This window comes from Pseudomonas sp. 4CAES_32.4 (assembly GCF_058136335.1).
The window spans coordinates 5,578,663-5,592,500 of record NZ_CM176882.1 but is presented as its reverse complement, the minus strand read 5'-3'; the positions used below and the strand labels follow the sequence as shown (position 1 = coordinate 5,592,500).

11 protein-coding genes, 4 tRNA genes and 2 rRNA genes (1 of these 17 running past the window's edge) are annotated in these 13,838 nt (G+C 54.1%); all 17 read left to right on the top strand.

The features are described 5' to 3' along the window. Positions 1-1,777: ribosomal RNA gene (locus tag AC3Y64_RS25270) — 23S ribosomal RNA — on the top strand; it begins 1,117 nt to the left of the window's first position. A gap of 157 nt (positions 1,778-1,934) precedes the next feature. Then, positions 1,935-2,050: ribosomal RNA gene (rrf, locus tag AC3Y64_RS25265) — 5S ribosomal RNA — on the top strand. Positions 2,051-2,182: 132 nt separating this feature from the next. Further along, complete coding sequence (gene birA, locus AC3Y64_RS25260; protein WP_489985613.1) at positions 2,183-3,136, top strand: bifunctional biotin--[acetyl-CoA-carboxylase] ligase/biotin operon repressor BirA; 954 nt, start codon at positions 2,183-2,185, stop codon at positions 3,134-3,136. Further along, positions 3,126-3,878 carry a pantothenate kinase gene (locus AC3Y64_RS25255; RefSeq protein WP_489985612.1) on the top strand — a complete coding sequence of 251 codons (753 nt, stop codon included), beginning with the start codon at positions 3,126-3,128 and terminating at the stop codon, positions 3,876-3,878. Before birA ends, AC3Y64_RS25255 begins: the two co-directional genes overlap by 11 nt. A gap of 7 nt (positions 3,879-3,885) precedes the next feature. Next, entirely contained in the window at positions 3,886-4,317 is a 432-nt protein-coding gene (locus AC3Y64_RS25250) for a hypothetical protein (protein ID WP_489985611.1), read from the top strand. Positions 4,318-4,460: 143 nt separating this feature from the next. Further along, a tRNA-Tyr gene (locus tag AC3Y64_RS25245) sits at positions 4,461-4,545 on the top strand. A 25-nt stretch (positions 4,546-4,570) separates the two neighbouring features. Continuing rightward, positions 4,571-4,644: transfer RNA gene (locus AC3Y64_RS25240), tRNA-Gly, on the top strand. A 26-nt stretch (positions 4,645-4,670) separates the two neighbouring features. After that, positions 4,671-4,746: transfer RNA gene (locus AC3Y64_RS25235), tRNA-Thr, on the top strand. Positions 4,747-4,831: 85 nt separating this feature from the next. Next, positions 4,832-6,025: an elongation factor Tu gene (gene tuf, locus AC3Y64_RS25230; protein WP_038362141.1), complete on the top strand. Its 1,194-nt coding sequence runs from the start codon at positions 4,832-4,834 to the stop codon at positions 6,023-6,025. Positions 6,026-6,078: 53 nt separating this feature from the next. Beyond that, positions 6,079-6,154 (top strand) — tRNA-Trp (locus AC3Y64_RS25225). Between the two features lie 45 nt (positions 6,155-6,199). After that, a complete protein-coding gene (gene secE / locus AC3Y64_RS25220; protein WP_489985610.1) occupies positions 6,200-6,568 on the top strand; it encodes a preprotein translocase subunit SecE in 369 nt (122 codons plus the stop codon). A gap of 9 nt (positions 6,569-6,577) precedes the next feature. Beyond that, on the top strand, positions 6,578-7,111 hold the full coding sequence (nusG, locus tag AC3Y64_RS25215) for a transcription termination/antitermination protein NusG (RefSeq protein ID WP_122592623.1): 534 nt from the start codon (positions 6,578-6,580) through the stop codon (positions 7,109-7,111). A 117-nt stretch (positions 7,112-7,228) separates the two neighbouring features. Continuing rightward, positions 7,229-7,660, top strand: coding sequence for a 50S ribosomal protein L11 (rplK, locus tag AC3Y64_RS25210; RefSeq protein WP_003228756.1), 432 nt, complete (start codon positions 7,229-7,231; stop codon positions 7,658-7,660). Next, positions 7,660-8,355 carry a 50S ribosomal protein L1 gene (gene rplA / locus AC3Y64_RS25205; RefSeq protein ID WP_016772938.1) on the top strand — a complete coding sequence of 232 codons (696 nt, stop codon included), beginning with the start codon at positions 7,660-7,662 and terminating at the stop codon, positions 8,353-8,355. The genes rplK and rplA overlap by 1 nt, the downstream gene beginning before the upstream one ends. Before the next feature lie 200 nt (positions 8,356-8,555). Further along, positions 8,556-9,056 carry a 50S ribosomal protein L10 gene (rplJ, locus tag AC3Y64_RS25200; protein WP_008081912.1) on the top strand — a complete coding sequence of 167 codons (501 nt, stop codon included), beginning with the start codon at positions 8,556-8,558 and terminating at the stop codon, positions 9,054-9,056. A 74-nt stretch (positions 9,057-9,130) separates the two neighbouring features. Beyond that, the gene (rplL, locus tag AC3Y64_RS25195; RefSeq protein ID WP_003228750.1) at positions 9,131-9,496 is read left to right on the top strand and encodes a 50S ribosomal protein L7/L12; all 366 of its coding nucleotides are present in this window, start codon (positions 9,131-9,133) and stop codon (positions 9,494-9,496) included. Between the two features lie 221 nt (positions 9,497-9,717). Then, positions 9,718-13,791 (top strand): DNA-directed RNA polymerase subunit beta, encoded by a 4,074-nt coding sequence (rpoB, locus tag AC3Y64_RS25190; protein ID WP_122592625.1) that lies wholly within the window; start codon positions 9,718-9,720, stop codon positions 13,789-13,791. Positions 13,792-13,838: the final 47 nt, after the last annotated feature.

Here is a 13,838-nt window from a genome sequence, read left to right as displayed (position 1 = left end):
AGATGTAACGGGGCTCAAACCATACACCGAAGCTACGGGTATCATCTTCGGATGATGCGGTAGAGGAGCGTTCTGTAAGCCTGTGAAGGTGAGTTGAGAAGCTTGCTGGAGGTATCAGAAGTGCGAATGCTGACATGAGTAACGACAATGGGTGTGAAAAACACCCACGCCGAAAGACCAAGGTTTCCTGCGCAACGTTAATCGACGCAGGGTTAGTCGGTCCCTAAGGCGAGGCTGAAAAGCGTAGTCGATGGAAAACAGGTTAATATTCCTGTACTTCTGGTTATTGCGATGGAGGGACGGAGAAGGCTAGGCCAGCTTGGCGTTGGTTGTCCAAGTTTAAGGTGGTAGGCTGAGATCTTAGGTAAATCCGGGATCTTAAGGCCGAGAGCTGATGACGAGTTACCCTTTGGGTGACGAAGTGGTTGATGCCATGCTTCCAAGAAAAGCTTCTAAGCTTCAGGTAACCAGGAACCGTACCCCAAACCGACACAGGTGGTTGGGTAGAGAATACCAAGGCGCTTGAGAGAACTCGGGTGAAGGAACTAGGCAAAATGGCACCGTAACTTCGGGAGAAGGTGCGCCGGTGAGGGTGAAGGACTTGCTCCGTAAGCTCATGCCGGTCGAAGATACCAGGCCGCTGCGACTGTTTATTAAAAACACAGCACTCTGCAAACACGAAAGTGGACGTATAGGGTGTGACGCCTGCCCGGTGCCGGAAGGTTAATTGATGGGGTTAGCTAACGCGAAGCTCTTGATCGAAGCCCCGGTAAACGGCGGCCGTAACTATAACGGTCCTAAGGTAGCGAAATTCCTTGTCGGGTAAGTTCCGACCTGCACGAATGGCGTAACGATGGCGGCGCTGTCTCCACCCGAGACTCAGTGAAATTGAAATCGCTGTGAAGATGCAGTGTATCCGCGGCTAGACGGAAAGACCCCGTGAACCTTTACTATAGCTTTGCACTGGACTTTGAATTTGCTTGTGTAGGATAGGTGGGAGGCTTTGAAGCGTGGACGCCAGTTCGCGTGGAGCCATCCTTGAAATACCACCCTGGCAACTTTGAGGTTCTAACTCAGGTCCGTTATCCGGATCGAGGACAGTGTATGGTGGGTAGTTTGACTGGGGCGGTCTCCTCCTAAAGAGTAACGGAGGAGTACGAAGGTGCGCTCAGACCGGTCGGAAATCGGTCGTAGAGTATAAAGGCAAAAGCGCGCTTGACTGCGAGACAGACACGTCGAGCAGGTACGAAAGTAGGTCTTAGTGATCCGGTGGTTCTGTATGGAAGGGCCATCGCTCAACGGATAAAAGGTACTCCGGGGATAACAGGCTGATACCGCCCAAGAGTTCATATCGACGGCGGTGTTTGGCACCTCGATGTCGGCTCATCACATCCTGGGGCTGAAGCCGGTCCCAAGGGTATGGCTGTTCGCCATTTAAAGTGGTACGCGAGCTGGGTTTAGAACGTCGTGAGACAGTTCGGTCCCTATCTGCCGTGGACGTTTGAGATTTGAGAGGGGCTGCTCCTAGTACGAGAGGACCGGAGTGGACGAACCTCTGGTGTTCCGGTTGTCACGCCAGTGGCATTGCCGGGTAGCTATGTTCGGGAAAGATAACCGCTGAAAGCATCTAAGCGGGAAACTTGCCTCAAGATGAGATCTCACTGGAACCTTGAGTTCCCTGAAGGGCCGTCGAAGACTACGACGTTGATAGGTTGGGTGTGTAAGCGCTGTGAGGCGTTGAGCTAACCAATACTAATTGCCCGTGAGGCTTGACCATATAACACCCAAGCAATTTGACTACTCGAGAGAGCATCAGATTGCGGTGTGTGAAGACGAAATGAACCGAAAGTTCGAAATGCTCACAAAACACCAAGCTATCACATACCCAATTTGCTGAAGCGAGGCCATCAGGTCGCGACTCAGTACCCGAATTTCTTGACGACCATAGAGCGTTGGAACCACCTGATCCCATCCCGAACTCAGCAGTGAAACGATGCATCGCCGATGGTAGTGTGGGGTTTCCCCATGTGAGAGTAGGTCATCGTCAAGATTAAATTCCGAAACCCCAATTGCGAAAGCAGTTGGGGTTTTGTTTTGCCCGCAGGAAAAGCATCTGCTTGATTTCTATGCAACGGCCCGGGGCATGGCTATTATTCGGGCCTCATTGTGAGGCGAGACCTGCATGTTGACGTTGTTAAATCTCCTGAAGGATGGTCGATTCCATTCTGGTCAGGATCTGGGTGCCGCCCTGGGAATAAGTCGAAGTGCGGTGTGGAAGCAGCTTCAGCATCTTGAGGCAGAGCTTGGCTTGTCCATCCATAAAGTCCGAGGGAGGGGTTATCAACTGGCTGCGCCATTGATGTTACTCGACTCTTCAGCCATATCGGCAATGTCACCAGACTGGCCTGTGACCGTTTTGGATTCAGTCGACTCAACCAACGCTGAGGCGTTGCGCGCCATTGGTCGGGGTAGTTCAGCGCCATTCCTGGTACTCGCAGAGCGTCAGGTCTCCGGGCGTGGTCGTCGGGGGCGTACATGGATAAGCCCGTTTGCCGAAAATCTTTATTACAGTCTCGTCCTGCGTATCGATGGCGGAATGCGTCAGCTTGAGGGCTTGAGTCTTGTTGTGGGACTGGCTGTGTTGCAGGCCTTGCGAAATTTCGGCGTGGCGGGTGCTGGGTTGAAGTGGCCCAACGACGTTTTGGTGAATAACAAAAAAATCGCCGGCATTCTCCTGGAGCTCGTTGGAGACCCGGCAGATGTTTGCCATGTGGTGCTGGGTATTGGCATCAACGTGAATATGCAAAAGGCTGATGAGGTCGATCAACAATGGACTTCAATACGACTTGAATCAGGCAAGAGCACTGATCGTAATGAATTGATAGCAGAGCTATGTAAGCAGTTGAACAGCTACATTCGGCGTCACCAGACTGACGGTTTTTTGGATCTCCAAGCGGAGTGGGAAGAGAATCATTTGTGGCAGAGCCGATCAGTGTCGTTGATTGCGGGGGCTCGCCAGATAGATGGTGTCGTGCTCGGAATAGATGGCCAGGGTGCGCTGCGCTTGAACGTGGACGGCGTAGAAAAAGTTTTTAGTGGTGGTGAGCTCAGCCTGAGGTTGCGTGATGATTCTTGAGCTCGACTGTGGGAATAGCTTTATCAAGTGGCGAGTGTTGAAAGTCGCAGGCAGTGCTTTTTTTGCTGAGGGTGTGGTCGACTCTGATATGGCGTTGCTTGATAGCTTGAATGCTCTTGAGGGGCTTGCGCTGCGCAAGTGTCGGCTGGTCAGTGTCAGGACTACTGAGGAAACCGATGCATTGATCGGCATTATCGAGCAGGAGTTCGGTATTTCGGTAGTCTGCGCAAGGTCTGCCCGCGAAATGTCTGGAGTGAAAAATGGATATGAGGACTACGAGCGTCTAGGTCTGGATCGATGGCTGGCGATGCTTGGAGGTTTTCATCTCGCATCGGGTGAAGCTTGTCTGGTTCTTGATTTTGGTACGGCAGTTACTGCTGACTTTATTGCTGCCAATGGCAAGCATCTCGGCGGTTTTATTTGCCCAGGAATGCCATTGATGCGAAATCAGCTGCGCACTCATACCCGGAAGATTCGCTATGGCGATGCGGCGGCTGAGCGAGCGCTTTCCAGTAATGCTCCGGGGCGGACGACCGTTGAGGCGGTCGAGCGCGGTTGTTCATTGATGTTGCGAGGGTTCGTCCTGACGCAGCTGGAGGTGGCGCGTTCCCATTGGGGTAATGATTTCGCAGTTTTTATAACTGGCGGTGATGCCGAATTGGTCGCAAGTGTGGCGCCCGAGGCCAGGGTCGTTCCCGACCTGGTATTTGTGGGGTTGGCTATGGCATGTCCTTTTACCTGAGGTTTGTATGCGTTGGTTGCTCCTCCTGCTTGTTGTTCTTAACGTTTTCTATTATGTCTGGCATCAGCAGGAGGCGCCCTTGCGGGCGAAGGATGTTACTCCTCTCAGTTTGTATCGCGGTTCTAAGCAAGACATTCGTTTGCTCAGTGAAACTAACAGTCAGGTTAAGGAGGGGCAGGGGGGGCGGCGTCAGGAGTGCCTTTTCCTTGGAGGGTTACCCCGCCAAGATTCGATTTCGGCTCTTCAACAGCGATTGGCTGAAATGGGAGTCGATGCGCAATCTTCAACAAAGGGTGACTTGGGGGCTGGATATTGGCTGTCCGTTGCCCCTCAGGGCCAGCGTTTCTTGGGGGATGCGCAGTTGCAAAACCTTTCCAAGGAATTCAATGAGTTAAAACATAAAATAATGCTGTGCGAGGGGGTTGCACCTGCTGAATAGTTTGCATAGAATGGCGCCCGCTCCACAGCGAAGACCTAAACAGGAAGTCAAAGTGAAGCGATGTCAACGCAGCTAACCTCAGGTTTTTAAATGAGAAAATGCTTGACAAGGGTTTGGCATAGTATAGAATGCCGGCCTGATTAGGAGGGGTTCCCGAGCGGCCAAAGGGATCAGACTGTAAATCTGACGTCTACGACTTCGAAGGTTCGAATCCTTCTCCCTCCACCAGATTTTAGCGTGAGCTGCAGGCTCCGCGGGTATAGTTTAGTGGTAGAACCTCAGCCTTCCAAGCTGATGATGCGGGTTCGATTCCCGCTACCCGCTCCAAGTTTGCAGGTTGTGCATAGTGTTTTGCTCTTGTAGCTCAGTTGGTAGAGCACACCCTTGGTAAGGGTGAGGTCAGCGGTTCAAATCCGCTCAAGAGCTCCATATAACAAGGCAGATATGAAAATATCTGCCTTTGTTTTAATGGTTGATATTGTTTGTCTAATTTCTTCTGTTGAGGGTGATATCGATGGCTAAGGAAAAATTTGATCGTTCCCTGCCCCACGTCAACGTTGGGACCATTGGTCACGTTGACCACGGTAAAACCACTCTGACCGCTGCTCTGACTCGCGTCTGCTCCGAAGTTTTCGGTTCGGCCGTGGTTGAATTCGACAAGATCGACAGCGCTCCAGAAGAAAAAGCTCGCGGTATCACCATCAACACCGCGCACGTTGAGTACAACTCGCTGATCCGTCACTACGCTCACGTTGACTGCCCAGGTCACGCTGACTATGTGAAGAACATGATCACCGGTGCTGCTCAAATGGACGGCGCTATCCTGGTTTGCTCGGCCGCTGATGGTCCGATGCCACAAACCCGTGAGCACATCCTGCTGTCCCGTCAGGTAGGCGTTCCGTACATCGTGGTTTTCCTGAACAAGGCTGACCTGGTAGACGACGCAGAGCTGCTGGAACTGGTTGAGATGGAAGTTCGCGACCTGCTGTCCACCTACGACTTCCCGGGCGATGACACTCCAATCATCATCGGTTCGGCTCGTATGGCGCTGGAAGGCAAAGACGACAACGAGATGGGTACCACTGCCGTCAAGAAGCTGGTTGAGACTCTGGACAGCTACATCCCAGAACCAGTTCGTATGATTGACAAGCCATTCCTGATGCCAATCGAAGACGTATTCTCGATCTCGGGTCGCGGTACTGTTGTGACTGGTCGTATCGAGCGCGGTATCGTTCGCGTTCAGGATCCGCTCGAAATCGTTGGTCTGCGTGACACTACCGTTTCCACCTGCACCGGTGTTGAAATGTTCCGCAAGCTGCTCGACGAAGGTCGTGCTGGCGAGAACTGCGGCGTTCTGCTGCGTGGCACCAAGCGTGACGACGTTGAGCGTGGTCAGGTTCTGGTTAAGCCAGGTTCGGTTAAGCCGCACACCAAGTTCACCGCAGAAGTTTACGTTCTGAGCAAGGAAGAAGGCGGTCGTCACACTCCGTTCTTCAAAGGCTACCGTCCACAGTTCTACTTCCGTACTACTGACGTGACTGGTAACTGCGAGCTGCCAGAAGGCGTTGAAATGGTAATGCCAGGTGACAACATTCAGATGACTGTTACCCTGATCAAAACCATCGCGATGGAAGATGGTCTGCGTTTCGCTATCCGTGAAGGCGGTCGTACCGTCGGCGCTGGCGTCGTAGCCAAAATCATCGAGTAAGTAGTTGTAATGTATTTTTCGGGCCGGCATAATGGTCGGCCTGATTTTGTTTTAGGTCAGTAGCTCAATTGGCAGAGCGACGGTCTCCAAAACCGTAGGTTGGGGGTTCGATTCCCTCCTGACCTGCCAGATTCACTCGGTGTGTCTGGCTTTCTTTTCACAGGATCTTCATAGATGACTCCTAAGGCTGAAGCTCAAGGCTCTCGCTTCGATCTGCTCAAGTGGCTTGTAGTTGTCGCTTTGGTGGTTGTAGGCGTTGTTGGCAATCAGTATTACTCTGCTTCGCCGATCCTGTACCGTGTACTCGCTTTGCTTGTCATTGCTGCTGTAGCTGCCTTTGTAGGCCTGCAGACTGCGAAGGGCAAGACTTTCTTTGTACTGGTTAAGGAAGCTCGCACCGAAATTCGTAAAGTCGTGTGGCCAACTCGCCAAGAAACCACGCAGACCACCCTGATTGTGGTGGCTGTTGTTTTGGTTATGGCGTTGCTGTTGTGGGGGCTCGATTCCCTGCTCGGTTGGCTTGTTTCCTTGATTGTCGGCTAAGGGTGTCCCGTGGCTAAGCGTTGGTATGTTGTGCATGCTTACTCGGGTTACGAGAAGCATGTGATGCGCTCGCTGGTCGAGCGCGTAAAGCTGGCTGGCATGGAAGATGGCTTCGGCGAAATTCTGGTTCCCACTGAAGAAGTGGTTGAGATGCGTAACGGCCAGAAGCGCAAGAGCGAGCGTAAGTTTTTTCCAGGTTATGTGCTGGTTCAGATGGATATGAATGAGGGTACTTGGCACTTGGTCAAGGATACTCCTCGGGTGATGGGTTTCATTGGCGGTACTGCCGATAAACCTGCACCGATTACTGATAAAGAGGCAGAGGCCATTCTGCGTCGAGTGGCTGACGGTAGCGATAAGCCGAAGCCCAAGACTCTGTTTGAGCCGGGTGAGATGGTTCGTGTTACTGATGGTCCGTTTGCTGATTTCAATGGCACTGTCGAAGAAGTTAATTACGAAAAGAGTCGCGTCCAGGTGGCGGTGACAATTTTCGGTCGCTCTACTCCGGTAGAGCTGGAGTTCAGTCAGGTCGAAAAGGTCTAGCTGAGCACGCATCCCAACCCCGCAGCCATAGGCTGTGGGGTTTTGTCGTCACTGGGATAAACGCGCAAGTAACCGGGGAGCCTTTCGAGGCGTTCGAACCCGTAATTGGAGTGCCTCATGGCCAAGAAGATTACCGCTTACATCAAGCTGCAAGTGAAGGCCGCTCAGGCTAATCCAAGTCCACCTGTTGGTCCTGCTCTGGGTCAGCACGGCGTGAACATCATGGAATTCTGCAAGGCTTTCAACGCCCGTACCCAGGGTCTTGAAGCTGGTCTGCCGACTCCAGTGATCATCACTGTCTACAGCGACCGTAGCTTCACTTTCGAAACCAAATCCACCCCTGCTTCGGTTCTGCTGAAGAAGGCGGCCGGTCTGACCAGCGGTTCCGCTCGTCCGAACACCGTTAAGGTTGGCACTGTTACCCGTGCTCAGCTGGAAGAAATCGCGAAAACCAAAAACGCGGATCTGACTGCAGCTGATATGGATGCAGCCGTGCGTACTATCGCCGGTTCTGCTCGTAGCATGGGCCTTAACGTGGAGGGTGTGTAATGGCTAAGCTGACCAAGCGTCAAAAGGCTATCGCCGGCAAAATCGAAGCAGGCAAGGCCTACAACATTGTAGACGCCGCTGCTCTGCTGGCTGAGCTGTCGACTGTCAAGTTCAGCGAGTCGTTCGACGTTGCTGTAAACCTGGGTGTAGACCCGCGTAAATCCGACCAGGTTGTTCGTAGCGCTACTGTGCTGCCACACGGCACTGGTAAGACTGTTCGCGTTGCTGTGTTCACTCAGGGTCCAGCTGCTGAGGCCGCTTTGGCTGCCGGCGCTGACCGTGTAGGTATGGACGATCTGGCTGCCGAAATGAAAGGCGGCGACCTGAACTATGACGTAGTTATCGCATCCCCGGATGCCATGCGCGTTGTAGGTCAGCTGGGTCAGATCCTTGGTCCACGTGGTCTGATGCCTAACCCGAAAGTCGGCACTGTAACTCCGGACGTAGCTAACGCGGTTAAAAACGCCAAGGCTGGTCAGGTTCGTTATCGCACCGACAAAAACGGCATCATCCACACTTCCGTTGGCAAGATGGGCTTCGACGCCGTCAAGCTGAAGGAAAACGTTGAAGCTCTGATCGCTGACCTGAAGCGTATCAAGCCAGCTTCCTCGAAAGGTATCTACGTCAAGCGCGTTACCCTGAGCACCACTATGGGCCCAGGTCTGGTTATCGACCAGAGCTCGCTGGACGCGTAAGACAAAAGTTGGCGCGGGTATCCGCGCCAATTGAAAAAAATTGGGGTCCCTGCCTGGCGGGGGCTATCCAAGACCGTAGGCGACGCAAGTCTTAAACCATAAGCCTACGCAGATGGTGCTCCCGGTTCCTTACCGAATCAGACACCAAAACGACATTCGGTTCCGATCGAATGAAACGGTAACAAGCAGGAGTTAAACCCGTGGCAATTAATCTCGAAGACAAGAAGGCCATCGTCGCTGAAGTCAACGAGGCTGCCAAAGTCGCTCTGTCCGCTGTCGTGGTTGATGCCCGTGGCGTAACAGTAGGCGCAATGACCGGACTCCGTAAAGAGGCTCGTGAAGCTGGCGTTTATGTACGTGTTGTACGTAACACCCTGCTCAAGCGCGCTGTTGCTGACACTCAATACAGTGTCCTCAACGACGTGTTCACCGGCCCGACCCTGATTGCATTCTCGAACGAACATCCGGGCGCTGCTGCTCGTATTTTCAAAGAATTTGCCAAGGGTCAGGACAAGTTCGAGATCAAGGCAGCTGCGTTCGAGGGCAAGTTCCTCGCAGCTAATCAGATCGACGTACTGGCAACTCTGCCGACCCGTGACGAAGCAATTTCTCAGCTGATGAGCGTGATTCAAGGCGCTACCAGCAAATTGGCTCGTACTCTGGCGGCAATTCGCGACCAGAAAGAAGCTGCCGCAGCCTAAGGCTCGTCAACTTCTCGCGTTTTTTGTTTATTTCGATGGTCGCGTAGGCCGTCCCCCAATTCAGGAATTGAGTCATGTCTCTGACTAACGAACAAATCATCGAAGCAATCGGCCAGAAATCCGTAGTGGAAATCGTTGAGCTGATCAAAGCGATGGAAGAAACTTTCGGCGTTACCGCTGCTGCTGCTTCGGCTGGTCCAGCTGCTGCTGCCGCTGTTGTTGAAGAGCAAACCGAGTTCAACGTTGTTCTGCTGGAAGCTGGCGAGAAGAAGGTTAACGTGATCAAGGCAGTTCGTGAACTGACTGGTCTGGGCCTGAAAGAAGCCAAAGAGAAAGTAGACGGCGCTCCTCAGGTTGTAGCTGAAGGCGTTTCGAAAGAAGCTGCTGAAGACGCCAAGAAGAAGCTGGAAGAAGCAGGCGCTAAAGTCGAGCTGAAATAAGTATCGACTTTGCTCCTCCAGCCCGAGCGTCAAGCGACAGGCTGATGGCTGGTGGCTCTTGCCACCGGCCTTTTTCCGTTATTGGCAGCCGACTGGGTCGGTGCTGATAAAGGCGCTGTAACCACCCGATGCGGTGGCGCAAACCATGGGGTTTGCACGATTTTCTGGCTGCTCCCGTCGGGAGGGGCCAAACAAGCAGGTGACCAAGCTGGGGAACGCTGATGGCTTACTCATATACTGAGAAAAAACGTATCCGCAAGGACTTTAGCAAGTTGCCGGACGTCATGGATGTGCCTTACCTCCTGGCCATCCAGCTGGATTCGTATCGTGAATTCTTGCAAGCGGGAGCGACTAAAGATCAGTTCCGCGACGTGGGCCTGCATGCGGCCTTCAAATCCGTTTTCCCGATCATCAGCTACTCCGGCAATGCTGCGCTGGAGTACGTCGGTTATCGCTTGGGCGAACCGGCATTTGATGTCAAAGAATGCGTGTTGCGCGGTGTAACTTTCGCCGTACCTTTGCGGGTAAAAGTGCGCCTGATCATTTTCGACAAAGAATCGTCGAACAAAGCGATCAAGGACATCAAAGAGCAAGAAGTCTACATGGGTGAAATCCCCCTGATGACTGAGAACGGTACCTTCGTAATCAACGGTACCGAGCGTGTAATCGTTTCCCAGCTGCACCGTTCCCCGGGCGTGTTCTTCGACCACGACCGCGGCAAGACGCATAGCTCCGGCAAACTGCTGTACTCCGCGCGCATCATTCCTTACCGCGGTTCGTGGCTGGACTTCGAGTTCGACCCGAAAGACTGCGTGTTCGTGCGTATCGACCGTCGTCGCAAGCTGCCGGCATCGGTACTGCTGCGCGCGCTCGGCTATACCACTGAAGAAGTGCTGGACGCTTTCTACACCACCAACGTTTTCCACCTGAGCGGCGAAACCCTCAGCCTGGAACTGATTGCTTCACGTCTGCGTGGTGAAATTGCGGTTCTGGATATTCAGGACGAGAAGGGCAAGGTCATTGTTGAAGCGGGCCGCCGTATTACCGCGCGCCACATCAACCAGATCGAAAAAGCAGGCATCAAGACTCTGGAAGTACCTCTGGACTACGTCCTGGGCCGTACTACCGCCAAGGTCATCGTGCACCCGGCTACCGGCGAAATCCTGGCAGAGTGCAACACCGAGCTGAACACTGAAGTCCTGGCAAAAATTGCCAAGTCCGGCGTTGTTCGCATCGAAACTCTGTACACCAACGATATCGACTGCGGTCCGTTCGTCTCCGATACGCTGAAGATCGACTCCACCAGCAACCAATTGGAAGCGCTGGTCGAGATCTATCGCATGATGCGTCCAGGCGAGCCGCCAACCAAAGACGCTGCCGAAACCCTGTTCAACAACCTGTTCTTCAGCCCTGAGCGCTATGACCTGTCTGCGGTCGGCCGGATGAAGTTCAACCGTCGTATCGGTCGTACCGAGATCGAAGGTTCGGGCGTGCTGTGCAAGGAAGACATCGTCGCGGTACTGAAGACTCTGGTCGACATCCGTAACGGTAAAGGCATCGTCGATGACATCGACCACCTGGGTAACCGTCGTGTCCGCTGCGTAGGCGAGATGGCCGAGAACCAGTTCCGCGTTGGCCTGGTACGTGTTGAGCGTGCGGTCAAAGAGCGTCTGTCGATGGCTGAAAGCGAAGGCCTGATGCCGCAAGACCTGATCAACGCCAAGCCAGTGGCTGCGGCGGTGAAAGAGTTCTTCGGTTCCAGCCAGCTCTCGCAGTTCATGGACCAGAACAACCCGCTGTCCGAGATCACCCACAAGCGTCGTGTCTCTGCACTCGGCCCTGGCGGCCTGACTCGTGAGCGTGCAGGCTTTGAAGTCCGTGACGTACACCCGACTCACTACGGTCGTGTTTGCCCGATTGAAACGCCGGAAGGTCCGAACATCGGTCTGATCAACTCCCTGGCTGCGTACGCTCGCACCAACCAGTACGGCTTCCTGGAAAGCCCGTACCGCGTGGTGAAAGAGGGTGTGGTCACCGACGAGATCGTGTTCCTGTCCGCTATTGAAGAAGCCGATCACGTGATCGCGCAGGCTTCGGCGACCATGAACGACCAGAAAGTCCTGATCGACGAACTGGTAGCCGTACGTCACCTGAACGAATTCACCGTCAAGGCGCCTGAAGAAGTCACCTTGATGGACGTTTCGCCGAAGCAGGTAGTTTCGGTTGCGGCGTCGCTGATTCCGTTCCTCGAGCACGACGACGCCAACCGCGCGTTGATGGGTTCGAACATGCAGCGTCAAGCTGTACCAACCCTGCGCGCTGACAAGCCGCTGGTAGGTACTGGCATGGAGCGTAACGTAGCCCGTGACTCCGGCGTTTGTGTCGTGGCTCGTCGTGGCGGCGTGATCGATTCCGTCGACGCCAGCCGTATCGTGGTTCGTGTTGCTGATGACGAAGTTGAAACCGGCGAAGCTGGTGTCGACATCTACAACCTGACCAAATACACCCGCTCGAACCAGAACACCTGCATCAACCAGCGTCCGCTGGTGCGTAAAGGTGATCGTGTTCAGCGTAGCGACATCATGGCCGACGGCCCGTCCACCGACATGGGTGAACTGGCACTGGGTCAGAACATGCGTATCGCGTTCATGGCATGGAACGGCTTCAACTTCGAAGACTCCATCTGCCTGTCCGAGCGTGTGGTTCAGGAAGACCGTTTCACCACGATCCACATTCAGGAACTGACCTGTGTGGCCCGTGACACCAAGCTTGGTCCAGAGGAAATCACTGCAGACATCCCGAACGTGGGTGAAGCTGCACTGAACAAGCTGGACGAAGCCGGTATCGTTTACGTAGGTGCTGAAGTTGGCGCAGGCGACATCCTGGTAGGTAAGGTCACTCCGAAAGGCGAGACCCAACTGACTCCGGAAGAAAAACTGCTGCGTGCAATCTTCGGTGAAAAAGCCAGCGACGTTAAAGACACTTCCCTGCGTGTACCTACCGGTACCAAAGGTACTGTCATCGACGTACAGGTCTTCACCCGCGACGGCGTTGAGCGTGATGCTCGTGCATTGTCGATCGAGAAGTCCCAGCTGGACGAGATCCGCAAGGATCTGAACGAAGAGTTCCGTATCGTTGAAGGCGCTACTTTCGAACGTCTGCGCTCCGCTCTGGTAGGCCACAAGGCTGAAGGCGGCGCTGGTCTTAAGAAAGGTCAGGACATCACCGACGAGGTTCTCGACGGTCTTGAGCATGGTCAGTGGTTCAAACTGCGCATGGCTGAAGATGCTCTGAACGAGCAGCTCGAGAAGGCTCAGGCCTACATCGTTGATCGTCGCCGTCTGCTGGACGACAAGTTCGAAGACAAGAAGCGCAAACTGCAGCAGGGCGATGACCTGGCTCCAGGCGTGCTTAAAATCGTCAAGGTTTACCTGGCAATCCGTCGCCGCATCCAACCGGGCGACAAGATGGCCGGTCGTCACGGTAACAAAGGTGTGGTCTCCGTGATCATGCCGGTTGAAGACATGCCGCACGATGCCAATGGCACCCCGGTCGACGTCGTCCTCAACCCGCTGGGCGTACCTTCGCGTATGAACGTTGGTCAGATCCTTGAAACCCACCTGGGCCTCGCGGCCAAAGGTTTGGGCGAGAAGATCAACCGGATGGTCGAAGAGCAGCGTAAAGTCGCTGAACTGCGCACCTTCCTGGACGAGATCTACAACCAGATCGGTGGTCGTAACGAAGATCTGGACAGCTTCTCCGATCAGGAAATCCTGGATCTGGCGAAGAACCTGCGTGGCGGCGTTCCAATGGCCACTCCAGTGTTCGACGGCGCCAAGGAAAGCGAAATCAAGGCCATGCTGAAACTGGCAGACCTGCCGGAAAGCGGCCAGATGCAGCTGACTGACGGCCGTACCGGCAACAAGTTCGAGCGTCCAGTTACCGTTGGCTACATGTACATGCTGAAGCTGAACCACTTGGTAGACGACAAGATGCACGCGCGTTCTACCGGTTCGTACAGCCTGGTTACCCAGCAGCCGCTGGGTGGTAAGGCACAGTTCGGTGGTCAGCGTTTCGGGGAGATGGAGGTCTGGGCACTGGAAGCATACGGTGCTGCTTACACTCTGCAAGAAATGCTCACAGTGAAGTCGGACGATGTGAACGGCCGTACCAAGATGTACAAAAACATCGTGGATGGCGATCACCGTATGGAGCCGGGCATGCCCGAGTCCTTCAACGTGTTGATCAAGGAAATTCGTTCCCTCGGCATCGATATCGATCTGGAAACCGAATAACACGTGACGCGAATCGAGAGCGGGGCAGGATTGCCCGCTCTCTGCTC